Origin of the sequence: Leclercia sp. LTM14 (genome assembly GCF_023736175.1) — a bacterium.
Classification (GTDB): Bacteria; Pseudomonadota; Gammaproteobacteria; order Enterobacterales; family Enterobacteriaceae; genus Enterobacter; species Enterobacter barmai.
Genome location: NZ_JAIKTT010000043.1, coordinates 1 through 210, shown reverse-complemented (window position 1 = coordinate 210; position 210 = coordinate 1). Strand labels below are relative to the sequence as shown.

The window sequence follows — 210 nt, the reverse complement described above, 5'->3', positions numbered from 1 at the left end:
GATAAGGGTTGCGCTCGTTGCGGGACTTAACCCAACATTTCACAACACGAGCTGACGACAGCCATGCAGCACCTGTCTCAGAGTTCCCGAAGGCACCAAAGCATCTCTGCTAAGTTCTCTGGATGTCAAGAGTAGGTAAGGTTCTTCGCGTTGCATCGAATTAAACCACATGCTCCACCGCTTGTGCGGGCCCCCGTCAATTCATTTGAG

General features: G+C 51.9%; 1 rRNA gene. It reads right to left on the bottom strand.

What is annotated here, in order from left to right:
- Positions 1-210: ribosomal RNA gene (locus tag K5I40_RS24205) — 16S ribosomal RNA — on the bottom strand; the annotation flags it as partial.